This is a genomic window from Streptomyces sp. NPDC025273, from assembly GCF_040638585.1.
GTDB classification, from domain to species: Bacteria; Actinomycetota; Actinomycetes; order Streptomycetales; family Streptomycetaceae; genus Streptomyces; species Streptomyces cinereorectus.
Genome location: NZ_JBEZYP010000006.1, coordinates 167300 through 193551 on the forward strand (window position 1 = coordinate 167300; position 26252 = coordinate 193551).

Genomic DNA, 26252 nt, shown 5'->3' on the forward strand with positions numbered 1-26252 from the left:
CTCATGCGGCAAACTAATGCTCGCAATGATCGACATTTATGAAACCGAATTCAGGAGAGCCGACCTCAATCTTCTGGTCGTCTTCTCCGCCCTGATGCGTGAGCGCAGCGTCACCCGGGCAGCAGCCGCCTTGCATCTGAGCCAGGGCGCGGCCAGCGCCGCACTCGGTCGGCTCCGCGGGCTGTTCGACGACGAGCTGTTCACCCGCACCCGCGGAGGTGTCGAGCCGACACCGCGTGCCATCGAGTTGGCCCGGCGCATCGAGCCGGCCCTCGGACTGATCCACAGCGCCGTGATCGACCGGGACCACTTCGATGCGGCCACGGCCCGCCGGACCTTCACTCTGGGCATGTCCGACGATGTGGAAGCGGTGCTTCTGCCTCGACTGCTGACCGCTACCGCGACGCTGCCGGGCATCCGGGTCGCCGTACGTCAGGCCAGCCGGAATACCCTCGCCGGCATGATCGACCGTGGTGAGGTCGATCTCGGTGTGGCCGCCGCCCCCGCCCACGGCGCCGACCACCGCACCCGGGACCTGTTCACCTCCGGCTACACCTGCCTGTTCAACCCCCGCCTCCTGCCGCTTCGGGCCCCGATCACCCTCGACGACTACCTGGCCCACCCGCACCTGCTGATCTCCTACGACAGCCGACGCGGCATCGTCGACGACCTCCTGGAAGCACGTGGGCTGGACCGCCACGTGATCGCCTCCACCACCCACTTCGCCGGAGCCGCCCTCCAGCTCACGACCTTGCCGGTCCTGGCCACCCTCCCCACCCACGCGGCCACCGTCTACGCCGAGGCCCTTGGTCTGGTTACAGCCGCACCGCCCCTGCCGATGCCCCGGTACACCGTCAGCTCGATCTGGCACGGAAGCGTCACCGACGATCCCGCCCACATCTGGCTCCGCGGCCTGGTCGGGGAGGCGACGCTTCAGCACCGCGGCATCGAGTGTGTGGCACCCCGCCGCGGATGAGGGACGTCTGTTCCCGCCGGGCGAGGGCTGCCACCCGGCATGGTGACGGCCCATTGATACCGGGCCCACTGGTCCGGCATGTCCACCGCCGAGCAGCGCACCATCGCGCCGGTCCTCACCAACGGTGGACCAACCGAGCCACACCCCCTGTCACGGCACCCGGCTCCGCCGGACCATCTGGCCAGGGCCCTCCTCCTGGCCCTCCCGAGCGCCGCGTGCGCGTAGCCCGGATGCGTCGTCCCTGTGGTGTACCGGTTCCACTGCGGCGAGCGTGGAGGTGGCCTGTAGGCGCCTACCGGCCTTCTCGGAGTGAGGAGCAACGATGTCGGAACGCAATACCGTCCTGCGCAGCGTCCACGATCTGGGCTTGGCAGCCTGGTTCGGCGGGTCCTTGATGGGTGCCGTCGGTCTCAACGGTGCGAGCGGGAGCGAGGGACACACGGCAGCGGAGGCCTCCAGGATCGCCAGTGCCGGATGGGCGAAATGGACGCCGGTGAACGCCGTGGCCATCGGTGCGCACCTGATCGGTGGCACCGGCCTGCTGGCCGCCAACGCCGCCCGTGTACAGACCCAGCAGGGGGTCGCCGCCTCGACACTGGCCAAGACCGTGCTGACCGGGGCGGCGCTGGCCGCGACCGCGTACAGCCGGGTGCTGGGCAAGAAGCTCGAACTCTCGACGTCCGGCAACCCGGATGATCTGGAGAAGGCGGCCAGCCACCCCGTCGACCTGGACAAGGCCCGGAGTCAGCTGGCGCTGATGCAGTGGATCATTCCGGGCCTGACCGGTGCCGTCGTCGTGCTGAACGCTCTGCACGGAGAGCAGCAGCGCCCCCTCCAGCAGAAGGTCGGTATGCTGCGGAGGGCCGCGTCCCAGGTACCCATGCCTCACCTCAACCACCACTGCTGAGCACAGTCACACGCTGAACGTGCCGTAGCCGGATTCGGACCGGCGAGTCCGTCCGCGCGGCCGGCCGACCTGCTCCTGGCCGGCCGGTCGCCATCCAGGCCCCGGGTAAGCGGCCCGAGCACGCACGCCTGTCGCCCACGGCCGGTGCGGTAGCGCGAGAGCCCGGCCAGGGCGGTCATACGCGCATCGCCGCCGCGTGTGCCTGCGCCCCGGACGTCGCCGGACGCGACAAGGTGGCCCGGCGCGCTCACCCCACACGGCACCGTGGAAAGGCGCGGCCCGGCTGTGGGCCTCCGATCGCCTCCGCTGTACGGAAGACGCAGCGGGGACGCAGAACTCCTCCACGGGGGAGCGTGGTTACCCCAGTCACGCACCACGGCACCAGCACCCGAGCACGGCCACACCGCGCCGGCAGGAGTGACATCGGTGCAGGCCATGGCCGGCCGAAGGAATGGCCGGTACCGAGGCGTGGGCCCCTGCCCGTCCTGGCCCGTGGACGGACAAGGCCCTACCGATCACCCCGCACCCGATTCGCGTCGCGGCGGGTGTGGGGGCGGATGCAGGGACGTGGCGCCCCCTCGTGGGCTCGCACCCGCCGCAGGTGCCATCCCCCGCAACGGATTTCGGCAGGCATAGCGGTGACGTACCGGGGTAGGCGGCTCGGCGAATGACGTGTGAGTAACAGTGAGAAGGAGACTACGGTGCTGATGGCCCACCCCGCGGTGCTGCAGAACCTGGTGGAGCAGTTCGACACCCTTCGCATTCTGCGGGCGGAGGACGGCGACGCGGAAGTGCAGCGACGGATGGACGACATCGCCTACACGCTCTGCGTGGCCACCGGCACCCGGGACATCGATGCCGCTCTCGTCGCCGCACGCCACCGGCTGCCCGGCGCGCGTCCGCAGGACGACTCCCTGCTCACTCCCTGAGGAGGCGCGGGCGGAGGGCTGGTCGTCGGCCGACGGCGCGGGCCATGACCTCCGCGTGGAGTGGGCGGTGCTCGGACGGTGACATCGGCAAGATCCGCCGGCAGACGTGCGCCCGCGTGCCTGACCGCCCCGGGCCGTCAGTGGAGAGCCGCTCACAAGGCACTTCCGCCTCCGGCCTCGTCGCAACGGAAACGGCGAGGCTAGTCTCCGAGGACCCGCTCCCACAGCATCCCGTCCCGCCAGCTCCCGTCGAGGAAGATCGAGGAGTGCGCGATGCCGTACGGGCTGAACCCGTTGCGGCGCAAGACCCGTTGTGACGGCAGATTCTCCAGATTGGTGGACGCCTCGGCGCGGTGCAACCCGAGTTCGTCCGTCATCACCCGGAGTACGAGCCCGACCGCGTGCCCGGCGTGCCCTTGGTTCTGGGCGACGCCGGTGATCCAGTATCCGACGGAGCCGCGGCGCAGGTGCGGCTGCGGCAGGATGCCTCCGACGGTGACCTGCCCGATCACCTGGTCGTCGGCGAGCACCACGCCCGGCCACACCACGCCGGCCCGGTATCCGGCCAACAGGCCGTCGATCCGTTCCGCCTGGCCCTGCGGGGTGAAGAAGTCGGCCGGCTGGGCTGGTTCCCACGGCCGGAATGCCTCGAAGTCCCGCACCCGATGCGCGGCGATCGTGGCGGCGTCGGTGGGCTCGATCAGGCGGATCCTGGTGCTGCTGCGCATGGGCTGATCCTCGCCGCGGTGCGTCGGATGAGACGAACAGCCTATGCGAGGGTGCCCGCGCCGCCGAACCTTACGTCCGCCGGAGGATCCAGTCGATCGCGCCGCTCGTGTTCTCGATACCTCGCACGCGGAAAGTGCCTTCCCCTTGGACCGACAGAACCCCTGACAAGGTTCTACGAGGTCGCCGCACAAAACCTCAGCTGACCCCAGGCGACCGGGATGCCGCGGATCGCCGCGTCCGCGGGGAGCACCGCTCACCGGGGCGTCGGGCCGCCCTGCGATGATCGGTCTCGAACCGCGATCCTTTCTTGTCGTCCCAAGGGCCCGGCCGGCCGTGCGTTCCGTGAACGCTCCGGCACCCGGTCTCTTCTGTGAGGAGCCCCCGTGACGTACGACGTCGGTGCCCTGCGCGCCAAGTTTCCCGCTCTGCGAGCCGGTACCGCGCACTTCGACGGTCCCGGGGGGACGCAGACTCCGACCCCCGTGATCGAGGCCTTCACCGACGCGCTGAGCCGGCCGCTGTCCATCCGCGGGGCCAATCTGCCCGGCGAGGCCAACGCCGAGGCGATCGTCGGCGGATTCCGGCAGGCCATGGCGGATCTGCTGGGCGCACAGCCGTCGGGCATCGTGTACGGGCGCAGCGCGACGCAGCTCACGTACGACTTCGCCCGCGTGCTGGCAAGGACCTGGGCACCCGGGGACGAGGTCGTCGTCAGCCGGCTGGACCACGACTCCAACATCCGCCCGTGGCTGCAGGCTGCCAGGTCTGCCGGTGTCCGGATCCGGTGGGCCGACTTCGATCCGCACACCGGCGAGCTGCCGCCGGCCGCCATAGGTGACCTGCTGACCGAGCGGACCCGGCTGGTAGCGGTGACGGCGGCGTCCAACCTGATCGGGACGCGTCCTGACATCGCCGCGATCGCCCGTCTCGTCCACCGAGCCGGTGCGCTGCTGTACGTCGACGGCGTGCACTACACGGCGCACAGCTTCGTGGACGTGTCGGAGCTCGGCGCGGACTTCTTCGTCTGTTCGCCCTACAAGTTCTTCGGTCCTCACCATGGTGTCCTGGCCGCCGCACCGGACCTGCTGGAGGGTCTGCGCCCCGACAAGTTGCTGCCGTCCACGGACGCGGTTCCCGAGCGCTTCGAGCTGGGCACGCTGCCGTACGAATCCATGGCCGCCACCCGTGCCGCTGTCGACTTCCTCGCCGGTCTCGCGGGCGGTTCGTCAGGGGACCGGCGCGCGCGGCTGCGTTCCGCGCTCGCCGCAGTCGAGGAGCACGAGACAGCCGTGAGTGCGCCTATGGAGCAGGCTCTCGCGTCGATGCCCGGGGTCACGGTCCATTCGCGGGCCTCCGACCGCACGCCCACGCTGCTCCTGACGTTCGGCCGGCTCAGTGCGGCGGACGCCTACCGCTATCTGGCGGATCGGGGAGTTCACGCGCCCGCCGGGTCCTTCTACGCGCTCGAAGCCTCACGCCACCTCGGGCTGGGCGACACCGGCGGACTGCGGGTGGGACTGTCGCCCTACACGGACGGGAGCGACGTCGAGCGGCTCCTGGAGGGTCTCACCGCGTTTCTGCGGGACTCCCCCACTGCATGAGGGCATGACCAGGGCAGCCCATGTTCCTGAACCGGTGGCCGGGCGGGACCGCGCCGGGCCCGGAACAGCCTGCGGACCGGCAAGCTCGTCACGGCGGCGGCGAGTTCCTCAGCTTCGCGCTCGTGACCGCACGCTGGACGGTGCGCCACGCACCTCGTGAGGAGGAGCGCCCGGGTCGCCGACGGTGCGCGCGGGAGGGCGGTACGGGATGTCGCTCCCGATGTGTGGCAGCGTAGGAGTGTGCGCTCCGGATCGCCCCGTGCGGTTCACCGCCATGGATCAGGAGCAGTCCGACGAAGAGGAGAGAACATGTCCGAGCCGCCGCTCCCCGACGCCGCGGTCGCCATGCTGAAGAAGCCGAACCCGGCTGTCATCGCCACGCTTCGGGCCGACGGTCAGCCGGTGTCCACGGCGACCTGGTACCTCTGGGACGACGGCCGGGTGCTGGTCAACATGGATGAGGGCCGTAGGCGTCTCGACCATGTGCGCAACGACCCCCGAGTCACTCTGACCGTGATCGACGAAGCCGACTGGTACACCCATGTGACCCTCATCGGGCGCATCGTCGAGTTGCGCGACGACACGGGTCTGGCCGACATCGACCGGCTGTCCCGGCATTACCTGGGCCAGCCGTATTCCCAGCGTGATCGTGACCGGGTGAGTGCCTGGATCGAGATCGACCGCTGGCACGGCTGGGGCGGCTTCCGCGACAGCAGCCAGGCGGGCGGCTGAGCCTCTTCCTCGTTCCGTCCCGCCTGCCCCCGCGTCGTGAGGCGGCAGGCGGGAGCGGACGTGCGCCACGCCCCGCCGGCGACAGGCCTGCCCCATGACACGGAGCGGCACCGGCTCACGGCCCCGGTGCCGGGACCGGCCCGTGGGCGGCTCCGGTAGCAGACACCGGACGCGGGGCCGCTGTGGGGCGTCTTGGACGGGCCCTCGCCTGTCCGGTTCTCGTCCGCACGTCTTTCGGACACGTCGAGGAGGCCTGCGGACGATACGTTGCATAATGCGGGCCAGTACGCAGGACACCGAGCCCACGAAGCACGAAGGAGTCATCCGTGGCTTTGACCCGTGAAGAGCGTGAGCGGTTTCTGGCCGAACCGCATGTCGCCGCACTGTCCGTGGACACGGCGGAGCCGGGCAGGGCCCCGCTCACCGTGCCGATCTGGTACCAGTACGAGCCGGGCGGCGACATCTGGATCATGACGGGACGCAACTCCCGCAAGGGGACACTGATCGCCGGTGCGGGCCGGTTCTGCCTGATGGTCGACCGTGTGACGCCGACCATCCGGTACGTCTCCGTCGAGGGACCCGTCGTCGCGACGCTTCCCGCCACCCGCGAACAATTGGTGGAGATCTCAGGTCGCTACCTTCCGCCCGAGAAGGTCGACGGCTACGTCGACTTCGCCTGGAAGGAGCACGGCGAGCAGGTCGTGATCCATATGCGACCCCAGCGCTGGCTCAGCTCGGACCTCGGAACGGTCTGAGCGCCCCGCTCCAAGAAGGACGTCCGCGGCCGCGGGTTGAAGTGACGGTGGTGTTCCATCGCCCGGTACGCGGCGAGGAGGCACGGCATGCTGTGGATCGACGCGGCCGGAGTGGGCTCGTACTACGGAACCGATGCCTGGTGCCAGCGCCATGCCGAGGCTCGGCGCCCTGCGCCGAGGCCCGGCATGGCGGCCGGTTCCTGGCAGGAGCATCGGCGGGTCCCGCACATGATCCGGCGTCATCACCCTCGTTCCCTCGCCCACCCCGGTGCTGTCCGACGTACGCCTACGCCGTCCGGCCGCGTGCGGACCCTCGCCCGTCGCTGCCATGTGGTGCGGGCTGACATTGGCTCCCTGCCAAGATCACTCCGGGGTAAGGCTTGGACGGGTCCCTTCCATCGCGCCCCTCCCCTTCCCTGCACCGTTCAACCGGGCTCCGGTGGCCGGTGGCTCGGCACGTGCAAGTGGCCCTCGTGAAAGGGGGGTTCAGATCACAAAACCCTCCGCCCGGGTGAATCGGAGATACGATCTTCGAACAACCTCTGGTGCAGGAGTGGTTCCTCCCGTGATGACGATGCCGAACCCAGGCGATGCCGACAAGGCACCCTGGTCCGGGTACTCCCGTGCTGTGGTTCGCCCGGTCCTCCCCCACCGCACATCTCTTGATGTCCTACGCCTCGCGTCCACCGGACATCGACGTACCACCGACTCGAAGGTCTTCCATGGCTCGTCCCCCCACGTCCACCGTCATGCCCCAGGACGGGAGGCGGAGGCCGTGCGCCGCTGACGAGGTCCCCTCGTCCCCGGACAGCAGCGCGGAGCCGCTGGTGCTGGTCGATGTGGTGCGGGCCGCTTCAGGCCGGATCATCTCGTTCAAGCCTGTCGAGGTGACGGGTGATCCCGATGTCGGCATCAAGCAGGAACCACCGTCTGCCGCGCCCTTCCCCGAGGCCGCGCCGGCGGCCACTCCCGATCGTTCCGTACCTCCGCGGGCAGCGCGGCAGTTGGCCGAGCCCGGCCCGCCGCTCGAACCGGCGACTCCCGCCGCGGACGTCCTGGCCGTACGTCACCGTCGGCTGCCCCAGCGCCGGTCGCGGCGTGACGGATTCACGCCTGCGGTGGAGGAGGCGCCGACCACTGTCACCTCGCCGGGTTCACCGGAGGACGCGGGCGAGTGGATGGAGCAGTTCTTCGAGGGCGGCGGGACCGTGCTCCCCTCGGCCTAGGACCCGGCCCCCTCCTGCCGGGCCGCATCACACCTCGTACGCCCCCGTACGGCCCCTCCCCCACCCCCGATTTACCCGGAAGGACAGATGTGAGCATGAATGACGTGGAGAACCCGGAGCGGCGCGGCTGGATGATCTCCGAGGTCGCCACCGTGCCCGGTGTGCGGCTGGCGATCGTCTTCAGTTCCGGCGGTCTGCTGCTGGCCAACTCGGAGGGCGTGGACCGCGACTCCGCCGACCGGCTGTCGGCGAGCTGCCTGGGGCTTCAGTCGCTCGGCCGTGGTCTCGGGCGGGAGTTCGGTGAGGACGGCGGTGCCGTGCACCAGCAGATGGTGGAGTTCGACGGCGGCTTCCTGTTCATGCGCAGTGCCAACGGCACGCATCTCGCCGTGGTGACGGGACCGGTGATCGACCCCAGGCTCGTCGCACGGCAGATGCAGGTGCAGGTGCTGAAGATCGGAGCACGCAACCTCAGCGGCCCGCCACGCCAGGGCTCCGCGTGAGCGGATCGGCAGAGGCTTCTCGGATGGCGCCTCACGCCCGTGCGTGATCACCAGGGGGCGCGCTCCCGGCCCTCCCCAGCACGACCGTGTCGAGACGCTCCTGGTGGCGGACGTACGCACAACTCCTGTCCCCGGTGGGAGCCGAGGTCCCTCGTCGATCACCCGTGAGTCCGTGAAGTGCCGGCGTCCGCATTCGTCGGTGACACGGTCCGGCACGGCAAGGACGCCGACCGGTTCGATCGCCTGGGAGCAGCGCAGGCATCCGGCCTTCAGCAACGGCCCGCACTTCTGCCTCGGCGCCCCCTGGCGCGGCTGGAGTCGGCCCCGGCGCTGCCGGCGGTGTTCGAGCGGATCTCGGATCCGTCGCCGGCCGTCGAGCCGGGGCCGGCCTCGTCGCGGCACCGTCCCTGTCTCGAACGGCTCCTCGACGCCGCCGGTGCGGCTCGGGGAGTGAGCCGGTGCGCGGCCCGGCGGACATGGGGTTCCGCCGGGCCGCACGAGCGGCTCCTTGGATCAACGATGCCCGGGCGGGTGCCGGGGGATGTCCAAGGGCCTGTTCCTTCCTGGCATCCTGTTCGACCACGCGCGCGGCGGAAGGGTTGTACGGCGGAAGGGACCGTGACTCACGGATTCCGCCCGGCGGATCGCTCAGTGCGCGATGTTGTCGATCAGCTCGCGCGCCCCCTGGCGGAGCAGGGTCACCGCCACGGAGGTGCCGAGGGTGGCCGGATCGAGCGGGCCCGCCCATTCGTGGGCGTTGAGCACCGTCTTTCCATCGGGGCTGAACACGCAGGCGCGCAGGGAGAGATCCCCGTTGCGATGGGTCGTGGCGTAGCCGGCGATCGGGGAGTTGCAGTGGCCCTGGAGGACGTGGAGCAGCATGCGCTCCGCCGTCGTCTCCCGGTAGGTGCCGGGGTGGTTGAGGGCGCTGACGGCGTCGATGGTGGCGGTGTCGTCCTCACGGCACTGCAGGGCGAGGACCCCCGCTCCGATCGGCGGGCACATGGTCTCCGGCGAGAGGATGTCGCTGACCACGTCGGCACGGCCGATGCGGCGGAGGCCTGAGATGGCCAGGAGCAGGGCGTCCGCCTCGCCGGCGGCGAGTTTGGCGAGGCGCCGGTTGGCGTTGCCGCGGAAGGGAACGCAGTCCACGTGCGGGTGGGAGGCGGCGAGTTGGGCCGCGCGGCGCACGGAGGAGGTGCCGATCCGCGTGCCGACGGGGAGTTGGTCGAGTGTGAGTCCGCCGGGGTGGACCAGGGCGTCACGGATGTCGTCCCGTTCGAGGAAGGCGGCGAAGGTCGTACCCGCGGGCAGTGGCCGGTCGGCGGGGATGTCCTTGACGCAGTGCACGGCGAGATCCGCCTCGCCCGCGAGCAGGGCGGCGTCGACCTCCTTGGTGAAGGCCCCCTTGCCGTCGACCTGCGAGAGGTCACCCATCCACCTGTCGCCCGTCGTCCTGACGGGGACGACCTCGGTGACGGTGTCGGGGTGGAGGGCCGCGAGTTCGGCCCGGACGCGTTCCACCTGGGCCAGGGCCATGGGTGAGTCGCGGGAAACGATACGGATCAGCTCAGGGACGGACATGACGTCCACGATAGACCGCCGGGCTCGAGCCGCGATCGTCCGGCGCGGTCACATGGGCACGTCAGCGGTACGCGGCAGCAGACACCTCCCCCGGCACAGCGATTTCCGGTCACATCGGTACGACACCCTGGGCACAGCCCCGGTCGGTGCGCACCGGTCGGCGACAGTTCGACAAAAAGTCTCTTATCAGGGTGACTTGATGCGTGATTGTCCAGAAGGGCCCGCGCCCGACCGGTCCGGGGCGGGGAATGGGCGCGGTGCCGTTGCCGGGTCCCCTCCATGTCTGGCCGATTCATCGCCTGTGCCCCCGCCTCACCCCCTTGAGGGCTGTCAGCCCCCCGTCGAGATCCCTAGCATGACTCCTCACGGATACGAACTACTTCTCCTGGGACTGGCGAGGGGCTGGATGAGCAACGGGGACACCTCCATTCCGAAGAACATCGATGTGAACGTGCCGAGCGTTGCGCGGATGTACGACTACTACCTGGGGGGCAAGGACAACTACCCCGCGGACCGGGTCGCGTGCGAGCAGTTGCTGGTGCACGTCCCGAGCACCAAGGTCCTGGCGGTGAACAACCGGCGCTTCCTGCGGCGGGTCGTGCACCACCTGGCTTCCGAGTACGGGATCCGTCAGTTCATCGACCACGGATCCGGCCTGCCGACCCAGGACAACGTCCATGAGGTCGCCCAGCTCGTGGATCCGGCCGCACGGGTCGTCTACATCGACAACGACCCGATCGTCCTCGCGCACGGCAAGGCGATACTCGAGGAGAACGACAGGACGGCGGTCATCCAGGCCGACATGCGCGACACCGAAGGCATTCTCGGGCATCCCGAGGTGACCAGGCTGATCGACTTCGACGAGCCGGTGGCTGCGCTGTTCGTTTCCGTGCTGCACTGCATCCCCGACGAGGACGATCCTGCGGGCCTGGTGCGCCGGGTCGCGGACCGCCTGGCACCGGGAAGCTTCCTGGTGGTGTGTCAGCTCGTCAGTGAGGACGCCGCCACTCGCGACTTCGTCACGGACTTCATGGCGAAGAGCACCGGCAACCAGTGGGGCCGGGTGCGCCGTCAGGAGGACGTGGGCGTCTTCCTGGAGGGACTCGAAGTGCTGGAGCCCGGCCTGGTGGAAGTGTCGACCTGGCGGCCGGACTCGGATCTGGCGCCGAAGCAGGCGACCCAGGAATGGATCGAGTACGGCGGCGTCGGACGCAAGTGGTGATCTGATCGGTGCACCGGTGCCCGCCCCGGTCAGGTGTAGCGCTCGAGCGCCTGTCTCAGCAGGTGTCTGCTCTCCACCGGGCTCGGGGACTGGGCGCTGAGGGAGTCCAGGATCCACCGGTACTCGTCCGTGCTCTCCTGCTTGTTCACGGACATGGCGTTGGTCAGGTGCTCGATGTAGGCGACATCGGGGAGTCCGGCCATCGCGAACCGCAGGTATGTGATGCCGTTGCCGGGAGACGTGTGGGCGGTCACCTCGAACGGCGCGACCTGCACGATCACATGGGGCAGCTCGGTCATGGCCAGGAGGTGGGTGAGCTGCTCCCGCATCACCCGCGCACCGCCCGTGGGCCGCATCAGTACGGCTTCGTCCAGCAGGACCCAGAGCTTGGGGGCGTCAGGACGCCTCAGCAACTTCTGTCGCCTGAGCCGTAGTTCCACCCGCCGCCGGGTGGTCGCCTCTGGCTCCAGGTGGTGTCCGGAGCGTACGACCGCGTAGGCGTAGTCGGCTGTCTGCAGCAGCCCCGGGACGTAGTGGCCCTCGTAGGTGCGGATGGACGCGGCGGCCTCTTCGAGGCCCACCAGGGGCTCGAACCAGTCCGGCAGCACGTCCGCGTAGTTCCGCCACCAGCCGCGCTCTCCCGCCCTGCGCACCAGGTCGACGAACTCGGCCGTCCGGTCGGGGTCGGTGACACCGTAGAGCTTGAGCAGATCGACGGCGTCGCGTTCCTTGCACGGCGAGTGACCCGTCTCCATCCGGCTGATCTTCGCGGTGGAGCAGCGGATCCGGGCGGCGGCGACGTCGGGGGTGATGCCCGCCTCGCCGCGCATCCGCCGGAGCTGTGCACCCAGAACCAGGCGTAGGGCCGTGGGACTTGCTCCTGCGGCCGGAGCGAGCGTCGGCTTCCGTAAGGGCTGAAGCGGTTCGATGCCGGGCATGCGGGCTCCTGAGGGCGGGCGTCAGAACGCCAGTCTGCCATCAGGAGCCCCGACTTGGGGCGGACCGTAGCGAGAAGCCCGGTGCTTTCAGCCGACCATTCCGTCGAAGTCTCCGTCCCTGACGCCCGCGAGGAAGGCACGCACCTCACCCTCGGTGTACACGAGCGCGGGCCCGTCGGGGTGCCTGGAGTTGCGTACGGCCACGTCGCCGCCCGGGAGCAGCGCCATCTCGACGCAGTTTCCGCTCGGGTTGCTGTGTTGGCTCTTCGTCCACGTCAGGCCGGTGAGGGAGTCGGCCGGGACGCCGTTGTCGATGTGCTGCATGCGGTCCATTCCTTACGGCAGTAGTTCCTGGCACGTCGCCAGGGCCCGCACGGGGTGAACAGATGTCCCCTGCTCATACCCGGGGTGCAATTCCGGGTGCAATTGCACAGAAGCACGGACGGCGAGGATACTAATGGCCGTCCGGCCCCCACGGCATTACGAACCGGCCTTCACCGGAGGGTGATCACCTCTCATGTACGCGGAGAACACAGCCCGTCACGGAGCGGCGGCTCACCCGCCTCATCTGACCGAAAACGGCGGATCTCCGCACGAGGACTGGGCACGGGATCTCGGCGTCGGTGCGCCCGGGTTCACCACGCACAGCCTGGCCGCGGATGCCGAAAGCCTGCAACAGGCGCGGGCGTTCGTCCGCGAGGCGCTGGAGCGGTGGGGCCTGCGGTCCTGCGCCGACGAAGTCGGCCTGGTGGCGGGCGAGTTGGTGAGCAATGCGGTCTGCCACGCGCTGCCCCTCACCGCGCAGCCCACGGTCCGTGCCACGGCGTGGCTGGGCTTGGCACGGCAGGACAGCTCGCTGGTCTGCGCGGTGAACGATCCCAGCCCCGACGTTCCCGTGCTGCGCCAGGCAGACGACTCCCTTGAGCGCGGCCGGGGTCTTCGCATCATCAACGCGCTGAGCAGCTCCTGGGGTTGGTCCCGGCCCACCGCCTCCGGCAAGACCGTCTGGGCCAGGATTCCCGTCGCCTGAGGGCTCCGCCGTCCGGGGAGGCCGCTCCTGCGCCCGCGACCGGCCTACAGTCCGGCCAGCGCCGTCCAGGCCTCCGCGAGCAGCGTGTGCCCGAGCGGGGTCGGGTGGACGCCGTCGCCCGCGATGTACTCGGGGCCGCCCGCCGTGCGGGCAGCCTGGTTGAGCAGGCCGTCCGCGGCCAGCAGCGCCGCGTCGAACTCCTCGGCAAGCCGGCGGACCGTCCCGATCCGCGGGTCGAGGTCCTCGCGCCATGCCCACTGCTCGTCCGTCACCGGGACGAGGAAGGGCTCGATGAGGATCAGCTGCGTGTTCCGCCCGTCCCGGATCTGTGTGAGGACGGCGCGGTAGTCGTCCTCGTACGACCGCAGCGAGGTGATGTCGCCGGAGTCGTAGCGGCGCCAGGTGTCGTTCACGCCGATCAGGACGGACACCACGTCCGGCTCGAGGTCTACGGCATCCTCGCGCCACCGGGCGCGCAGGTCCGCCGCACGGTTCCCGCTGATCCCTCGATTGAGGAACGTGATATCGCTGCCGCCCCGCGCGGAACGCACGCGGTCGGCCGCCATCCGGACATAGCCGTTGCCCAAGGGGCTGCCCGGGTCCGACAGCCGGCCCGCGTCGGTGATGCTGTCCCCCTGGAACAGAACGGTCGCTGAGCCGTGCAGGCTGATGGTCACGCAATGCTCCGAACGATGAAGAACGCGGAAGTTCCGAGGCCGTGCCCCGCCTGCCCGGCGGGGCACGTGCAACCTAGCAAGGGCCTACCCCCGGGCAGAAGCCTGGTTCCGCCCACCGGGACCGGTACACCCGCGACGACGGCGGTGCGCGCCGGGATCGGATGGACCCCCGGCGCGGTCCTGCGGCGGAGACCTAGCGGAAAGACCCCGGAGCGCGCACCGAGCTGAAGTCGAGAGCGCGGTCCACCTCTCGCAGAGTCTGCTCGGCCACCCGGCGCACCTCTGCGGGGACATCGCCCTGCTCCTCCACGAGGCCGGCGTAGATCGGTGCGTCGGATCTGTCTGCGAAACTCACGTCGAACTGCCCATCGATCGGTTTATGCCCGCCAATCAGCGGAAACGGGAGCCGAGTGTACGCGGTCCCCGTGGACCGGCGCCGGGCGGACCGGGGATCGGCCGCGCCCGGGCGAAAACCTGTTGTCCGTGACAGGTGCGACTGCCAGGCTGAGCACACCGAAGGGGTGTAGCTCAGAGGCCAGAGCGCCGGTCTCCAAAACCGGATGCCGCAGGTTCGACTCCTGTCTCCCCTGCCCGGCCGTTCCCCTCACCCGGCGAGGTGAGGGGAACGGGATGCACTACTCGATGACGAGCTCGACGTCGATGTTGCCGCGCGTGGCCTTGGAATACGGGCAGTAGGCGTGCGTCGCCTCGACCAGCCGACGGCCGGTCTCACCCTCGAGCGCCTCCGGCAGCTCGACACGCATGACGACGGCGAGGCCGAAGCCCGTGTCGTCCTTGCCGATCGAGACCTCGGCCGTCACGGAGACGTCCTTGGTGTCGACCTTCATCTCGCGGGCGACGGAACTCATCGCGCTGGCGAAACAGGCAGCGTATCCGGCGGCGAAGAGCTGTTCCGGGTTGGTGCCCTGGCCGTTGCCCCCGAGGGCCGGCGGCAGGGCGAGCGCCAGGTCGATCCGGCCGTCCGAACTCACTGCCCGGCCTTCGCGGCCGTTCGCGGTGGCGGCAGCGGTGTAGAGCGCGTCCATGGAGTGACCTTCTCTCGTACGACGGTGACCGCGGGCCGGCCACCGCCAATAGAGTTGCACATAACTTAATTGTGCACAACCCAATGGTAGGCGGCAGGCTACTCTGGATCCATGACGTCACCGCCGACCCCCGGTCCCGACCTGACCGATCTCCCGGACACCGAGCTGCTCCGGCTGGACCACCAGGTCTGCTTCTCCCTGCAGGCAGCCTCCCGCGCCTTCGGCGGCGTCTACCGGGAAGCGCTCAAGGATCTCGGCCTCACCTACCCGCAGTACCTCGCGATGATGGTCCTGTGGGAGCACGGCCCACTGCCCGTCAAGATGATCGGCGAGCGGCTGCACCTCGACTCCGGAACTCTGTCCCCCCTGCTCAAACGGCTGGAATCGGCCGGACTCGTCCGGCGTCGACGGAGCCCCGAGGACGAGCGGTCGGTCACCGTGCACCTCACGGAGGCCGGGGCCGGGCTGCGTGAGCGCGCTCTGCCCGTTCCGCGGACGATCCTCGGTGCCACGGGGCTTTCGGTCCAGGAGGTCCTCGCACTGCAGGAGACCCTGGGGCGGCTCACCGAATCCCTGAGCCGGGCCGGCTGAACCGGCCGATGGAATCCTGTCCGCGAGGCGAGCTGGGCTGCGGGGACCCCGGCACCGCAGCACTCGCAGAAGTGTCCCCGCCGAAATAGGATGCAGGAACTATCGCAACGCGGAGCGGCCCATGAACCGGCGTCGAACTCCCCGATCAGCGAGCGCCGAGGACCTGCTCAGCACCCTGCAGCACCTGACTGCCCGTGCCCGGCAGGAGGTGGAGCTGCATCAGGCGCGGGTGGAACTGGCCCAGGCGCTGCAGCGCAACATGCTCCCCGCCGTTCTGCCCTCCCCCCCGGGACTCGACATCGCGGCCTGCTACGCCCCCGCCCGCCACGGGCTGGACATCGGCGGCGACTGGTACGACGGCTTCCTGCTCCCCGACGGATCGCTGGGCCTGGCGATAGGCGATGTCCAGGGCCATGACGTGGAAGCTGCCGCTTTCATGGGGCAGATCCGGATCGCCATGCGGGCCATCGCGAGCACGGCGGCGGATCCGGGCGAGGTCATGAGCCGCACGAACGACCTGATCCTTTCGATGGACTCCAGCCTCTTCGCGACCTGCTCGTTCTTCCGGCTGGATCCGCTGACCCGGGAGCTGCAGGGTGCCCGCGCGGGTCATGTCGCATGCGTCTGGGCCACCGCCGACGGGCGTTCGGGCATCACGGCGGACGCCGGCGGTCTCCCCCTCGGCATCGAGACCCGGCAGCAGTACCCGGTCACCCGGCGCACGCTGGATGTCGACGGCGCGTTCGTCCTGCTCACGGACGGAGTCATCGAGGGGCCCTCGCTGCCGATCGGCGACGGGCTGGAGCGGATCAGGCATCTGGTGAGTTCACACTCCGGGGACACCGCCGCGGAGCTGGCGGAGACGGTGCTCCGGGCCGCTGCGCTCACCGGTCACGAGGACGACGCGGCGGTTCTCGTTCTGCGCCACCGCGCCACCTCCACCGGTCCGAGGTGAGGGCCCGCCGCGCGTGTCACGACCGCCTGCCGTCGTGGGCGGTGTCTGATGAGATGCGTGATCCGAAGTGAGGCATCCAGACGCCGGGCCGTGGTCGTTCTGCAGATACTGAGCATCGCGGCTGCCTACTACGTGTCCGGACGGGTCGGTCTCCTGCGGCAGGTGAACGTGGAGGGTTCGATCGTCACCCCCCTCTGGCCGCCCACAGGAATCGCCCTGACGGCCCTGCTGTGTCTGGGTTTCCGGATCTGGCCGGGAATCGCGGTCGGGGCCCTGCTCACGGTCATCTCGATCAGCGGCGGTCCGACCCTGTCCGGCCTCGGCATCGCGGCGGGAAGCACACTGGCGCCGTTGTGCTCCTACCTCGCGCTGCGCGCGGTGGGGTTCCGCGCGGAGCTGGACCGCCTGCGCGACGGTGTCGTCCTGGTCTTCCTGGGCGCCATGGGCGGCATGCTCATCAGCGCCACCTCGGGCGCCGGAGTCCTGCTGCTGACCGGCGATCTTCCCGGGTCGAAATTCTGGTCCGTCTGGTCCGCCTGGTGGGCGGGGGACGCCATGGGGGTCCTCATGGTCACTCCCCTGCTGCTCGTTCTGCGCAGGGCGCGGGTACCCCGGCTCACCGACCCGTGGATGGAGTCGGCGGCGCTGGCCGTCGTCGCAGCCGGGGCGACGGTCGTCGCGACCCGCAGTCCGCTGTCCATGATCTACCTTCTCTTCCCCGTGATCATCTGGGCAGCGCTCCGCTTCCAGCTGGCCGGCAGCGCACCCTGCGCCCTCATGATGTCCGTGATGGCGATCGTCGCCGGAACCGACGGGGTGGGGCCGTTCGCCGACCACAGCGTGCTGGAGGTGATGCTCAACCTCAGTATCCTCAACGGCTGCGTGGCGCTCACCGCGCTGCTGCTGGCCGCGATCGTCACCGAGCACAACAACATCCGCCACAAGACGGAGCTGGCGTGCGACGAGCTCGCCGCCCTGGTGGAGGAGCTCGCACCGCGCCAGGCGAGACAGGACCGGGCCGCCGAGCTCCGGAACGGGCGCGAGCCGGCCTGACGGCCGGGTCGCCGTACTCAGCCGGTCGGCGCCGTGCCGAGGCCGTTGCCAGTACGGGGGAAGTGCTGCTCCAGGAAGTCGTTGCGGAAGGTGCCGGTGGGGTCGAGGCGGGTGGTCAGCCGCTCGAAGTCCGCGTAATGGCGGTACAGGTCGCGGAGCGTGCCGGGCGCGGTGGTGAACACCTTTCCCCAGTGCGGCCGGGCACCGAACGGCGCCAGGGCCTCCTCGATCGCCCCGAGGACGGGCGTGACGGCGGCGGAGTCGGGCACCCACGTGAAGTGGAAGGCCACGGCGTCCATGCCCTGGGCCGGGCTGAGCCACAGGTCGTCGGCGGCCACCGTGCGGATCTCGCCGATCTGGAGCAGAGGTGCGATGCGCTCCCTGATCCGGTCGAGGGCCTCGTAGGCGGCCACGGCGTCGCGCCGGGCGACGAAGTACTCCGACTGCAGCTCGTCGCCGTTGCTCGGGGTGAATTCGAGCCGGAAGTGGGGAAGCCGCGCGTGCCACGGCCCGGGGACGCCCTGCTGCTGCGTGGTGTGCCCGGCGGGCATCCCGGGAACGGGATGCCTCGGCCTGTCCGCGAGCGTCGCTCCGAGCCACCGCGACGGCGCGCTGCGCGGCCCTTCGTCGCCGACCCGTTGCTTCAGCCACACCTGGTCGATCGGACCGCCGCGCCAGGCGGTGAAGAGGCTCACGCTGTAGGCCTCGGACATCACGTCGTCGAAGCTGCCGAGCAGTTGTTCCTGGGGCAGCCCTTCGTACACCCACTGCTGGACCTCGAACGCGGGCACGAGGTCCAGGGTCAGGCGGGTCACCACTCCCAGCGCGCCCAGGGAGACCACGGCCCCGGGGAAGTCGGTGTCGCCGCGTTCCAGCGTCACCGACGTGCCGTCCGCGGTGACGAGCTCCAGCGCACGGACGGCACCGGCCAGGGAGCGGTTGCCGATGCCCGACCCGTGGGTGCCGGTGGCGCAGGCACCGGCGAGCGAGATGTGGGGCAGTGAGCCCAGGTTGTGCAGAGCCAGTCCCGTGCGGTGCAGGGTGCCGGTGAGTTCCCCGAAGCGCAGCCCCGCGCTCACCGTCGCCGTCCTGGCCTTCGGGTCGATCTTGACGGAGCGGGGCAGACCGGCGACCGATATCAGGTCGCCGTGGGTGTCGGCCACGGTACTGAAGGAATGGCCGGTGCCCAGCGCCCGTACCGCCGTCCCCGCGGCCACGACGGCCTGGAGCTCGGCCACCGAGGCGGGTGTGTGGAGCTGCCGGGCGCCGAACGTGATGTTGCCCGCCCAGTTCGTCCACGGTGCGGACGGGGTGCGCGCCGAATGATCGATCATGTCTCAGGAGCTTACGCTCCACCCGTCGGGTCGCGGCGGGGCCGTCATGACGTCCGGACCGCCCGCACACCTCGGCCGTGCCGGCGTCGCAGGGCCTGTGTCGCCTCAGGGCTTGCGTCCCACGCCGCTCACCGCGTGGCTCGGCGGGAGGTGCTCGCCGTTTCGGCCGGGGTCGGGGCGCCATGCGGAGATCCTGACGACGCCCGGCTCGACCACGTCCAGCCCGTCGAAGAAATCGGCGATCCGTGCGGGACTCCGCAGATGGTAGGAGCTCGCCGAATTCGCGTTGTACGCCTCGATGGCCCTGGTCATGGTCTCGCTGGTGTCGGTGCCGTCGGCGAGGGCCAGATAGCTGCCTGAGGGGAGCGCTGCCAGCAGCCGGCGGACCAGGCCCCACGGGTCCTGTTCGTCGGGGAGCTGGCCCATGATCCCCAGCATGGTCAGGCCGACGGGCCGGTCGAGATCAATGGTGCGGGCGGCCTCGTCGAGGATTCGGCCGGTGTCACGCACGTCCGCGTCGATGTACGCGCACGCGCCCTCGGGCGTGCTGGTCAGCAGCGCTCGGGCGTGGGTCAGTACGAGCGGGTCGTTGTCGACGTACACGATCCGGGACTCGGGGGCCATCCACTGGGCGACCTCGTGCGTGTTGTTCGCGGTGGGCAGGCCCGTCCCGATGTCGAGGAACTGCCGGACCCCCGCCTCGCCGGTCAGGAAGCGGACGGCGCGGGCCAGAAAGGCGCGCTGACCGCGTGCGATACCCGCGATGTCGGGGAACGCCTTCAGGATCATCTCGCCCGCGGCCGCGTCGGCCGGGTAGTTGTCCTTACCTCCGAGGAGGTAGTTCCAGACGCGGGCCGAGTGCGGCCGGTCGGTCTGCAGCCGGTCACCCGGTGGCTGTCGAGGATCACTCATGGCAAACCTCACCGCTCCGCCTTCTCCATGCCGAACGGCAACGCCGGCGCGGAGGTCGGCCGGAGATCAGTACGGAAGGGTCCGCCCGGACGGTGTGCGCAGGTCCAGCGGGGGCGGCCCCGTGGGGGGTTGCGGACGGCGGACGATCTGGATGCGGCCCACGGCCACCACCTCCCTGGTCATCCGGTATCTGCCCACCCACGCCCCCTTCACACCTCCGGACCCGTGCGGACATCTCTCGGGGCCACGCGCGGATGCGGTCCGGGCCATGTGCCGTGACTCTGGATGGGCGGGGGACGCCGAGTCCAGGAGGGAAACCATGTCCGCGTTGGACAAGATCAAGAAGATGCTCAAGGGCCACGAGGACCAGGCCGGGAAGGGCGTCGACAAAGCCGGTGACACGATCGACGCCCGGACTCAGGGCAAGCACAGCAAGCACGTCGACACCGGCCAGGAAAGGCTGAGGCGGCAGCTCGGCGAGGACCAGGGCCCGGACAGTCCTCCTCGTCCCTGACCCGGGAGGCGGCGCAGCCGCCGTGGAGGAGTCGTCCGTGCGTGCCGGACCCCGTGGCAGGCCTGGTGCCGGCCCCGGGGTCCGGCATGCGGCGTGCCCGGATCCTTGAGGGGTTCGCGACCAGGTGGCCGGATTCCTGTTATCGTCCCCGCCGCACAGCGTCTCCCGAGTGTGGGAAGTGACGGATCAGGATCCCGGAAGAGTGAGCACTGTATGGGCGAGGCACGCGAGTCGGCGTTGATCAAGGCGGCGCAGAAGGGGGACCAGCAGGCCCAGGACCAGCTCGTCGCGTCGTATCTGCCTCTGGTCTACAACATCGTGGGCCGTGCGCTGGACGGCCATGCCGATGTCGACGACGTGGTGCAGGAGAGTGTGCTGCGCATGCTCCGCGGCCTGCCCTCCTTGCGCACCCCGGGAAGTTTCCGGTCCTGGTTCGTGGCCATCACCATGAACGAGATACGCGGGCACCGGCGGGAGCGCAGGAGCGGGGAGATATCCGCCGACCCGATGGAGGTCGCGTGCGACGTCGTCGATCCCGCGGCGGACTTCGTGGAGCTGACGATCGTCCGCCTGGGTCTGACGGGGCAGCGCCGGGAGGCCGCCGAGGCCACGCGGTGGCTCGATGAGGACGACCGGGCGCTGCTGTCCCTGTGGTGGCTGGAGACGGCCGGTGAACTGTCCCGGGCCGAGGTCTCCGGCGCGCTCGAACTGTCTCCGCAGCACACCGCGGTCCGCGTGCAGCGGATGAAGGCGCAGCTGGAGGCGGCCAGAGTGGTGGTGCGTGCCCTGGCCGCCCGCCCGCGCTGCATCCTGCTGGAGGACCTCATCACCCGGTGGGACGGTGTGCCGTCCGCCCTCTGGCGCAAACATCTGGCTCGTCATGCGCGGGGCTGCACGGTCTGCTCGGGGCATGGATCCGGCCTGGTCCCGGCCGAGGGCCTGCTGGTGGGTCTGGCGCTGGTTCCCGTGGTGGCGTCCGCCGCCGGCCCGGCGGACTTCCTCTCGGCGGGCACCGCACACACCGAGGTCTCGCGGCTGTCGGGGCCCGGACGTGCCGAGCGGCGCCGGGGCGAGGTGAGGCGCCGCCGCCGCACCGGCGTGGTGGCGGGACTGGTGGCGGTCGCGACCCTGGGAGGCGGTGGCGCCGCGGTTCACCTCTACACGGACGCCGACGGGGACGAGGGGCCGTCGACGGCGGTCGCGCCCCTGACGCGCCCGTCGGCCTCGGAGACCACGTCGGCACCGCCGACCGCCACACCGTCCCCGTCGCCCTCGTCCCCGTCGGCGTCCGCCTCACCCTCGCCGTCCAGGACCGAGGCCAGGACGGCCTCCCCCACACCCAGGACCGTCCCCCGCCCGCGTACGCCGTCCTCGAAGCCGTCCGTCGCGCCGCCGCCCGAACCCGCGCGGCCGGCCTCCGATTCGGTGGCGGAGGAGGTGATGAACCTGGTCAACGCCGAGCGTGCGCGGGAGGGCTGCGGAGCGGTGGGCACCGACGAACGGCTGGCGACGGCCGCGTCGCGTCATTCCGCGGACATGGTCGAACGGGACTACTTCTCGCACACCTCGCCGGACGGTACGGATCCCGGCGCGCGCATCACCTCGGCCGGGTACCGCTGGAGCACGTACGGCGAGAACATCGCCAAGGGGCAGACCACGGCGGCTGCGGTGATGGAGGCGTGGATGAACAGTCCCGGTCACAAGGCGAACATCCTCAACTGCGCGTTCAAGGAGATCGGCGTCGGACGGCAGGAGTCCTCGGGCGGTCCGGTGTGGACGCAGAACTTCGGCACCGCGCTGTGAAGCCGGCGGTCCTTCACACCACGGAAACGATCAGGTAGCACCCCCTCCATGTACGGGATCTAGGCTGGGGTCACGCCCGGGCCGAAGGCGTCCGCCGGCGATGTGACGCCTTCCCCGCGCGGACAGGAGCCCGGTGTTCACCCCTGCTTTTCCCTCTCGCCTTCCTCCTCTCCCTCCGTGGCTCGGTCATGTGCTCCGGGCCCAGCGCGGGCCGGTGCCGTGGAACGCTGTGCTGCGGGGGACCCTGGCCTCGGTGCCGCTGCTCCTGGCGGTGCTCGCGGAGCGGCCGACCGCCGGGGTGCCTGCCGCACTGGGCGCGATGCTGGCCGGGATCAACGACCGGCCCGGCGGCAGGCGTGCCGCGGTCACCCGGCTGGGAGTTCCGGCGCTGGCCGGCGCGGCGGGGCTGCTGTTCGGCTCGATGATCGCGGCCGCCGCGGGTGGCGGCCGGTCCGTGGTCGCGCTGCCGCTGGTGTTCGGGGTCCTGGGGCTGGTCGCCGGGGCGTTCAGTTCGACGGGGCCGGTGGCGTCCGCGTGCGGGACGCAGGTGCTGGTCGCGGCCGTGATCGGGGCCGGCATGCCGCTGCCGGAGCCGGGTCCGCTGCGCGCGCTGCTGTTCCTGGCCGGTGCGAGCTGGCTCCTGCTGCTGCGCCTGGTGCTCCCGTCCCCTGGCCGGCCGGGCAGCGGTCCGTACCGGCTGGACGGGGAACGGGAAGCGGTCGCCGCCGTGTACGAGGCCGTGTCCACACTTCTGCGGGCTACGGGCGGTCCGCAGGCTCTGGCCGGGCGGGCGGCGCTGAGCGCGGCCCTCGACCGGGCGCAGGACGCGCTGGGCGGGCCGCGGTTGCGCGGCCGTGCGAGTTCCTCCGCCGAGCGCCGACTCCACGCCCGGTACGCGGCAGCCTTTCCGCTGGCCGAGGCCGCGACCGCGCTGGCCTGGGCGGGGGTGCCACTGCCCGCCCGTCTCGTGGAGGGTCCCCGGAGGCTGTCGGACGCGGTACGTACGGGCGGGCCCTGCGGCCCGCTGCCCGCCCCTGCGCGGACGGATGCCGGACTGCGCGCTCTGGACGATGCCCTGCTCCGGGCGGCGGCGGTCTTCGACCGGCCCGAGGGGGCGCCGTCGAGTACGGCGAAGGGGCACCCGGGCGGCTCCGTCCCGAGGCGGGCGTGGAGTGCCGCGGGACGCGAGTACGGCCTGCGGGTGGCGGTGTGCTGCGCGACGAGTACGGTCGTGGCGCAGTGGCTGCACCACGACCACTGGTACTGGCTGCCCGCAACGACCGTGTTCCTCGTCAAGCCCGATCTGGGCCCGCTGCTTTCGCGGGTGTTGTGCCGGGCCGTGGGTACGGTCGCGGGTGCCGCGGTCTTCGGCCTGCTGATGCTGCTGATGTCCGGCCTGCCGGCCGGCCCGTTCCCGCTCGTCGGTGCGGTCGCGCTCTGCGGTGGGCTTCTGCCGGTCGCCACCCGCCACTTCGCGGTGCAGACGGCGGTCGTCACCGTACTCGTGCTGTCCCTCGTCCTGTTGGGCGGTGAGCCTCCCGCCGCTTGGGGGCGGGTCGTGGAGTCGCTGCTGGCCTGTGTGACGGTGCTGCTCGTCGGTCATCTTCCGCTGCCCGGCCGGCGGGGGCACACCGTTCGAGCCGCGCTGGACACGGCCGTGGGTGCGGCGCACCGCTACCTCCGGCACGTCCTGGAGGCTCCGGAGGACCAGGCCGGACGGGGGGCGCTGCGGCGTGACGCCTACAGGTCGCTGGCCGCGGCGCGTACGGCGATCGATCTTTCGGCTGCCGAACTCCCGTCGGTGGCACGGCATTCCGCAGGGTCCGACGGGGTCGCGAGTGCGGTGGAGCGGCTCGTCGACACCACGACGGCCTGCGCCGTGCAGCTGGGGAACCGGGCCGACGAACTGCCGCCCTCGCACGCCGAGCGGCTCTCCGTGCATCTGTCCGAGCTCGACCGGGCCTGGGCCGTGCCGCGCCGGGAGATGTCGGTCCTGTGACCGGAGCCGGTGCCGTGCTCCCCTACGGACTCCGCACGTGCTGCTCGTCGCACCACCGGACCGTGGCGCCGGGCGATCGGCCCCGCCCGCCGGACCCGGGTCGCCCGGGTCCGAGGGTCACCGGCTGATCAGTGCGAGTGCCGTGAACGTGCCGCTGACTGCGCCGACGGTGAGCGCGGACACCGCCACACAGCGGGCTCTGAGCCGTTCGTACCGTGCGGTGTACTCGCCCCGGAGTTCGACGGCGCGGTCGGCGATCCTGGTGAGGGAATCCCGGCTGACGGCCACCCGGTCCGTGACGTAGACGCGTTCGACGTCCTCACGCTGGGCAGTGGTGAGCCAGGGCAGCTGTTCGCTGAAGCGGACGGCCTGGCGCCGGGCCCGCTCCACTTCGGCGTTCCAGAGCAGGTAGCCCTCCACCTGCGCCAGGCCTCGGGCGGCGCTCTCCTTGTCGGGTCGCACGCGGTCCTCCTGTCGACGGGACGTCATCCCGGGCCTGCCTCATGCCTGCTTGTCCCCGGGCGCCACGGTGTGGGACTCGGCGGGGCGGTTCGTCTCCTCCTCGAGTGCGCGGACGGCGGGGTAGTGCAGGTCGAACGCCGGGGATTCGGAGCGGATGCGCGGCAGCGTGAGGAAGTTGTGCCGCGGGGGCGGGCAGGAAGTGGCCCATTCGAGCGAACGGCCGTAGCCCCACGGGTCGTCGAACTCGACCTTCTTGCCGTACTTCGCCGTCTTCCACACGTTGTACACGAAGGGGAGCATGGACAGACCGAGCAGGAACGAGGCGATGGTGGAGACGGCGTTGAGTGCGGTGAAACCGTCGGCGGCGAGGTAGTCCGCGTACCGGCGCGGCATGCCCTCGGCGCCGAGCCAGTGCTGCACCAGGAACGTGCCGTGGAAGCCGAAGAACAGCGTCCAGAACGTCACTTTGCCCAGCCGCTCGTCCAGCAGCTTTCCGGTGAACTTCGGCCACCAGAAGTGGAATCCGGCGAACATCGCGAAGACCACGGTGCCGAACACCGTGTAATGGAAATGTGCCACGACGAAGTACGAGTCGGAGACGTGGAAGTCCATCGGGGGCGAGGCCAGGAGGACACCGGTCAGGCCGCCGAAGAGGAACGTGACGAGGAATCCGATCGCCCAGAGCATCGGTGTCTCGAAGGACAGTGAGCCCTTCCACATGGTCCCGATCCAGTTGAAGAACTTCACACCGGTCGGCACCGCGATCAGGAACGACATGAAGGCGAAGAACGGCAGCAGTACCGCACCGGTCACGAACATGTGGTGTGCCCACACTGTGATCGAGAGGCCCGCGATGGCGATGGTCGCCGCGATCAGGCCCACGTACCCGAAGATCGGTTTGCGGCTGAAGACCGGGATGATCTCGGAGACGATGCCGAAGAACGGCAGGGCGATGATGTAGACCTCGGGATGGCCGAAGAACCAGAAGAGGTGCTGCCACAGGATCGGCCCGCCGTTGGCCGCGTCGAAGACGTGCGCACCGAATTTACGGTCGACCTCCAGCGCGAAGAGCGCGGCGGCCAGGACCGGGAACGCCAGCAGAACGAGAACACCGGTCAGCAGGACGTTCCAGGTGAAGATCGGCATGCGGAACATCGTCATGCCAGGCGCGCGCATGCAGATGATCGTGGTGATGAAGTTCACCGAGCCGAGGATCGTGCCGAAGCCGGAGAAGGCCAGACCCATGATCCACAGATCGCCGCCGATCCCGGGCGAGCGAACCGTGTCGGTGAGTGGCGAATAGGCGAACCATCCGAAGTCGGCCGCGCCCTGCGGGGTGAGGAAGCCGGCTAGCGCGATGAGCGAGCCGAAGAGGTAGAGCCAGTACGCGAACATGTTCAGCCGCGGGAACGCCACATCGGGTGCGCCGATCTGCAGCGGCATGATCCAGTTCGCGAACCCGGCGAAGAGCGGCGTCGCGAACAACAGCAGCATGATCGTGCCGTGCATCGTGAACGCCTGGTTGTACTGCTCGTTCGACACGATCTGCGTACCCGGGCGGGCCAGCTCGGCACGCATCACGAGTGCCAGCACACCACCGCCGAGGAAGAACAGGAACGAGGTGACCAGATACATCGTGCCGATGGTCTTGTGATCGGTGGTGGTCAGCCACGTGACGACCACCCTCCCCGGCTGCCGCCGCCGGACGGGAAGTTCGTCCTGGTAGGCGGCATCGGCCTCCACCGTTTCTGAGGCACCCCTCGTCGTCACTGCG

At 70.3% G+C, this 26252-nt stretch carries 27 protein-coding genes, 1 tRNA gene and 2 pseudogenes; 18 read left to right on the forward strand and 12 right to left on the reverse strand.

The features are described 5' to 3' along the window. Positions 1 to 25: 25 nt before the first annotated feature. Positions 26 to 976 (forward strand): LysR family transcriptional regulator, encoded by a 951-nt coding sequence (locus tag AB0F38_RS13100; RefSeq protein ID WP_361891084.1) that lies wholly within the window; start codon positions 26 to 28, stop codon positions 974 to 976. Here AB0F38_RS13100 and AB0F38_RS13105 read toward each other — a convergent pair. Beyond that, positions 934 to 1089, reverse strand: a pseudogene (locus AB0F38_RS13105) (nuclear transport factor 2 family protein); the annotation flags it as partial. The gene AB0F38_RS13100 and the pseudogene AB0F38_RS13105 sit on opposite strands and share 43 nt — an antisense overlap. Before the next feature lie 209 nt (positions 1090 to 1298). Between AB0F38_RS13105 and AB0F38_RS13110 the strand changes: the two are divergent. Both AB0F38_RS13110 and AB0F38_RS13115 read left to right on the forward strand, forming a co-directional pair. Then, positions 1299 to 1883: a hypothetical protein gene (locus tag AB0F38_RS13110; RefSeq protein ID WP_361891087.1), complete on the forward strand. Its 585-nt coding sequence runs from the start codon at positions 1299 to 1301 to the stop codon at positions 1881 to 1883. Positions 1884 to 2584: 701 nt separating this feature from the next. Continuing rightward, on the forward strand, positions 2585 to 2812 hold the full coding sequence (locus AB0F38_RS13115; protein ID WP_361891510.1) for a DUF5133 domain-containing protein: 228 nt from the start codon (positions 2585 to 2587) through the stop codon (positions 2810 to 2812). A gap of 200 nt (positions 2813 to 3012) precedes the next feature. Here AB0F38_RS13115 and AB0F38_RS13120 read toward each other — a convergent pair whose 3' ends face one another. Next, positions 3013 to 3540: a GNAT family protein gene (locus tag AB0F38_RS13120; protein WP_361891090.1), complete on the reverse strand. Its 528-nt coding sequence runs from the start codon at positions 3538 to 3540 to the stop codon at positions 3013 to 3015. 384 nt (positions 3541 to 3924) lie between these two features. Between AB0F38_RS13120 and AB0F38_RS13125 the strand changes: the two genes are divergently transcribed. From AB0F38_RS13125 to AB0F38_RS13150, 6 genes and pseudogenes are all read left to right on the forward strand, one after another. Further along, a complete protein-coding gene (locus tag AB0F38_RS13125) occupies positions 3925 to 5142 on the forward strand; it encodes a cysteine desulfurase-like protein (protein ID WP_361891093.1) in 1218 nt (405 codons plus the stop codon). 309 nt (positions 5143 to 5451) lie between these two features. After that, complete coding sequence (locus tag AB0F38_RS13130) at positions 5452 to 5874, forward strand: PPOX class F420-dependent oxidoreductase (RefSeq protein ID WP_361891096.1); 423 nt, start codon at positions 5452 to 5454, stop codon at positions 5872 to 5874. Between the two features lie 326 nt (positions 5875 to 6200). Then, a complete protein-coding gene (locus tag AB0F38_RS13135) occupies positions 6201 to 6629 on the forward strand; it encodes a pyridoxamine 5'-phosphate oxidase family protein (protein ID WP_361891098.1) in 429 nt (142 codons plus the stop codon). Positions 6630 to 7351: 722 nt separating this feature from the next. After that, complete coding sequence (locus tag AB0F38_RS13140; RefSeq protein ID WP_361891101.1) at positions 7352 to 7855, forward strand: hypothetical protein; 504 nt, start codon at positions 7352 to 7354, stop codon at positions 7853 to 7855. Between the two features lie 95 nt (positions 7856 to 7950). Continuing rightward, positions 7951 to 8358 carry a roadblock/LC7 domain-containing protein gene (locus tag AB0F38_RS13145; protein ID WP_361891512.1) on the forward strand — a complete coding sequence of 136 codons (408 nt, stop codon included), beginning with the start codon at positions 7951 to 7953 and terminating at the stop codon, positions 8356 to 8358. A 210-nt stretch (positions 8359 to 8568) separates the two neighbouring features. Continuing rightward, positions 8569 to 8812, forward strand: a pseudogene (locus tag AB0F38_RS13150) (cytochrome P450); the annotation flags it as partial. A 194-nt stretch (positions 8813 to 9006) separates the two neighbouring features. Here AB0F38_RS13150 and hemC read toward each other — a convergent pair. Then, complete coding sequence (gene hemC / locus AB0F38_RS13155) at positions 9007 to 9942, reverse strand: hydroxymethylbilane synthase (protein WP_361891104.1); 936 nt, start codon at positions 9940 to 9942, stop codon at positions 9007 to 9009. Between the two features lie 406 nt (positions 9943 to 10348). Here hemC and AB0F38_RS13160 point away from each other — a divergent pair, with 406 nt between their 5' ends. Next, positions 10349 to 11164 (forward strand): SAM-dependent methyltransferase, encoded by an 816-nt coding sequence (locus AB0F38_RS13160; protein ID WP_361891515.1) that lies wholly within the window; start codon positions 10349 to 10351, stop codon positions 11162 to 11164. A 29-nt stretch (positions 11165 to 11193) separates the two neighbouring features. Here the strand turns inward: AB0F38_RS13160 and AB0F38_RS13165 are convergent, their stop codons facing one another. Together AB0F38_RS13165 and AB0F38_RS13170 are read right to left on the reverse strand one after the other, a co-directional pair. Continuing rightward, positions 11194 to 12102: a helix-turn-helix transcriptional regulator gene (locus AB0F38_RS13165; protein WP_361891107.1), complete on the reverse strand. Its 909-nt coding sequence runs from the start codon at positions 12100 to 12102 to the stop codon at positions 11194 to 11196. An 87-nt stretch (positions 12103 to 12189) separates the two neighbouring features. Beyond that, entirely contained in the window at positions 12190 to 12426 is a 237-nt protein-coding gene (locus tag AB0F38_RS13170) for a DUF397 domain-containing protein (RefSeq protein WP_361891109.1), read from the reverse strand. A gap of 193 nt (positions 12427 to 12619) precedes the next feature. On the opposite strand from AB0F38_RS13170, the gene AB0F38_RS13175 reads away from it, so the two are divergent. After that, a complete protein-coding gene (locus tag AB0F38_RS13175) occupies positions 12620 to 13132 on the forward strand; it encodes an ATP-binding protein (protein ID WP_361891112.1) in 513 nt (170 codons plus the stop codon). A gap of 44 nt (positions 13133 to 13176) precedes the next feature. Here the strand turns inward: AB0F38_RS13175 and AB0F38_RS13180 are convergent, their stop codons facing one another. Together AB0F38_RS13180 and AB0F38_RS13185 are read right to left on the reverse strand one after the other, a co-directional pair. After that, a complete protein-coding gene (locus AB0F38_RS13180) occupies positions 13177 to 13809 on the reverse strand; it encodes an SGNH/GDSL hydrolase family protein (RefSeq protein WP_361891115.1) in 633 nt (210 codons plus the stop codon). 193 nt (positions 13810 to 14002) lie between these two features. Continuing rightward, a complete protein-coding gene (locus AB0F38_RS13185) occupies positions 14003 to 14164 on the reverse strand; it encodes a hypothetical protein (protein ID WP_361891118.1) in 162 nt (53 codons plus the stop codon). A gap of 162 nt (positions 14165 to 14326) precedes the next feature. Here AB0F38_RS13185 and AB0F38_RS13190 point away from each other — a divergent pair. After that, positions 14327 to 14399: transfer RNA gene (locus AB0F38_RS13190), tRNA-Trp, on the forward strand. Positions 14400 to 14444: 45 nt separating this feature from the next. On the opposite strand, the gene AB0F38_RS13195 is transcribed toward AB0F38_RS13190, so the two are convergent. Beyond that, positions 14445 to 14855, reverse strand: a complete 411-nt coding sequence (locus tag AB0F38_RS13195) for an organic hydroperoxide resistance protein (RefSeq protein WP_361891121.1) — start codon at positions 14853 to 14855, stop codon at positions 14445 to 14447. Positions 14856 to 14966: 111 nt separating this feature from the next. Between AB0F38_RS13195 and AB0F38_RS13200 the strand changes: the two genes are divergently transcribed. The 3 genes from AB0F38_RS13200 (at position 14967) to AB0F38_RS13210 (ending at position 17454) form a co-directional block, all read left to right on the forward strand. After that, positions 14967 to 15446, forward strand: coding sequence for a MarR family transcriptional regulator (locus tag AB0F38_RS13200; protein WP_361891124.1), 480 nt, complete (start codon positions 14967 to 14969; stop codon positions 15444 to 15446). 121 nt (positions 15447 to 15567) lie between these two features. Further along, positions 15568 to 16401 carry a PP2C family protein-serine/threonine phosphatase gene (locus AB0F38_RS13205; protein WP_361891127.1) on the forward strand — a complete coding sequence of 278 codons (834 nt, stop codon included), beginning with the start codon at positions 15568 to 15570 and terminating at the stop codon, positions 16399 to 16401. A 57-nt stretch (positions 16402 to 16458) separates the two neighbouring features. Further along, complete coding sequence (locus AB0F38_RS13210; RefSeq protein WP_361891130.1) at positions 16459 to 17454, forward strand: MASE1 domain-containing protein; 996 nt, start codon at positions 16459 to 16461, stop codon at positions 17452 to 17454. 17 nt (positions 17455 to 17471) lie between these two features. Here the strand turns inward: AB0F38_RS13210 and AB0F38_RS13215 are convergent, their stop codons facing one another. Beyond that, the gene (locus AB0F38_RS13215; RefSeq protein WP_361891133.1) at positions 17472 to 18788 is read right to left on the reverse strand and encodes an FAD-binding protein; all 1317 of its coding nucleotides are present in this window, start codon (positions 18786 to 18788) and stop codon (positions 17472 to 17474) included. Between the two features lie 105 nt (positions 18789 to 18893). Continuing rightward, positions 18894 to 19700, reverse strand: coding sequence for an SAM-dependent methyltransferase (locus AB0F38_RS13220; protein WP_361891136.1), 807 nt, complete (start codon positions 19698 to 19700; stop codon positions 18894 to 18896). Between the two features lie 319 nt (positions 19701 to 20019). Between AB0F38_RS13220 and AB0F38_RS13225 the strand changes: the two genes are divergently transcribed. From AB0F38_RS13225 to AB0F38_RS13235, 3 genes are all read left to right on the forward strand, one after another. Continuing rightward, positions 20020 to 20214 (forward strand): antitoxin, encoded by a 195-nt coding sequence (locus tag AB0F38_RS13225; RefSeq protein ID WP_361891139.1) that lies wholly within the window; start codon positions 20020 to 20022, stop codon positions 20212 to 20214. A gap of 213 nt (positions 20215 to 20427) precedes the next feature. Beyond that, positions 20428 to 22017: a sigma-70 family RNA polymerase sigma factor gene (locus AB0F38_RS13230; RefSeq protein ID WP_361891142.1), complete on the forward strand. Its 1590-nt coding sequence runs from the start codon at positions 20428 to 20430 to the stop codon at positions 22015 to 22017. Positions 22018 to 22246: 229 nt separating this feature from the next. Continuing rightward, positions 22247 to 24016 (forward strand): FUSC family protein, encoded by a 1770-nt coding sequence (locus tag AB0F38_RS13235; protein ID WP_361891518.1) that lies wholly within the window; start codon positions 22247 to 22249, stop codon positions 24014 to 24016. A gap of 117 nt (positions 24017 to 24133) precedes the next feature. Here the strand turns inward: AB0F38_RS13235 and AB0F38_RS13240 are convergent, their stop codons facing one another. Both AB0F38_RS13240 and ctaD read right to left on the reverse strand, forming a co-directional pair. Beyond that, complete coding sequence (locus AB0F38_RS13240) at positions 24134 to 24478, reverse strand: hypothetical protein (RefSeq protein WP_361891145.1); 345 nt, start codon at positions 24476 to 24478, stop codon at positions 24134 to 24136. Positions 24479 to 24517: 39 nt separating this feature from the next. Then, a complete protein-coding gene (gene ctaD / locus AB0F38_RS13245; protein ID WP_361891148.1) occupies positions 24518 to 26248 on the reverse strand; it encodes a cytochrome c oxidase subunit I in 1731 nt (576 codons plus the stop codon). Positions 26249 to 26252: the final 4 nt, after the last annotated feature.

Bases quoted from the DNA above. Each gene is read 5' to 3' on its own strand.
- AB0F38_RS13230 (WP_361891142.1), top strand. From the start codon at position 20,428: ATGGGCGAGGCACGCGAGTCGGCGTTGATCAAGGCGGCGCAGAAGGGG.
- AB0F38_RS13170 (WP_361891109.1), bottom strand. From the start codon at position 12,426: ATGCAGCACATCGACAACGGCGTCCCGGCCGACTCCCTCACCGGCCTG.
- AB0F38_RS13100 (WP_361891084.1), top strand. From the start codon at position 26: ATGATCGACATTTATGAAACCGAATTCAGGAGAGCCGACCTCAATCTT.
- AB0F38_RS13220 (WP_361891136.1), bottom strand. From the start codon at position 19,700: ATGAGTGATCCTCGACAGCCACCGGGTGACCGGCTGCAGACCGACCGG.
- hemC (WP_361891104.1), bottom strand. From the start codon at position 9,942: ATGTCCGTCCCTGAGCTGATCCGTATCGTTTCCCGCGACTCACCCATG.
- AB0F38_RS13165 (WP_361891107.1), bottom strand. From the start codon at position 12,102: ATGCCCGGCATCGAACCGCTTCAGCCCTTACGGAAGCCGACGCTCGCT.
- AB0F38_RS13200 (WP_361891124.1), top strand. From the start codon at position 14,967: ATGACGTCACCGCCGACCCCCGGTCCCGACCTGACCGATCTCCCGGAC.
- AB0F38_RS13110 (WP_361891087.1), top strand. From the start codon at position 1,299: ATGTCGGAACGCAATACCGTCCTGCGCAGCGTCCACGATCTGGGCTTG.
- AB0F38_RS13225 (WP_361891139.1), top strand. From the start codon at position 20,020: ATGTCCGCGTTGGACAAGATCAAGAAGATGCTCAAGGGCCACGAGGAC.
- AB0F38_RS13140 (WP_361891101.1), top strand. From the start codon at position 7,352: ATGGCTCGTCCCCCCACGTCCACCGTCATGCCCCAGGACGGGAGGCGG.
- AB0F38_RS13145 (WP_361891512.1), top strand. From the start codon at position 7,951: ATGAATGACGTGGAGAACCCGGAGCGGCGCGGCTGGATGATCTCCGAG.
- AB0F38_RS13130 (WP_361891096.1), top strand. From the start codon at position 5,452: ATGTCCGAGCCGCCGCTCCCCGACGCCGCGGTCGCCATGCTGAAGAAG.
- AB0F38_RS13120 (WP_361891090.1), bottom strand. From the start codon at position 3,540: ATGCGCAGCAGCACCAGGATCCGCCTGATCGAGCCCACCGACGCCGCC.
- AB0F38_RS13215 (WP_361891133.1), bottom strand. From the start codon at position 18,788: ATGATCGATCATTCGGCGCGCACCCCGTCCGCACCGTGGACGAACTGG.
- AB0F38_RS13175 (WP_361891112.1), top strand. From the start codon at position 12,620: ATGTACGCGGAGAACACAGCCCGTCACGGAGCGGCGGCTCACCCGCCT.
- AB0F38_RS13195 (WP_361891121.1), bottom strand. From the start codon at position 14,855: ATGGACGCGCTCTACACCGCTGCCGCCACCGCGAACGGCCGCGAAGGC.
- AB0F38_RS13205 (WP_361891127.1), top strand. From the start codon at position 15,568: ATGAACCGGCGTCGAACTCCCCGATCAGCGAGCGCCGAGGACCTGCTC.
- AB0F38_RS13160 (WP_361891515.1), top strand. From the start codon at position 10,349: ATGAGCAACGGGGACACCTCCATTCCGAAGAACATCGATGTGAACGTG.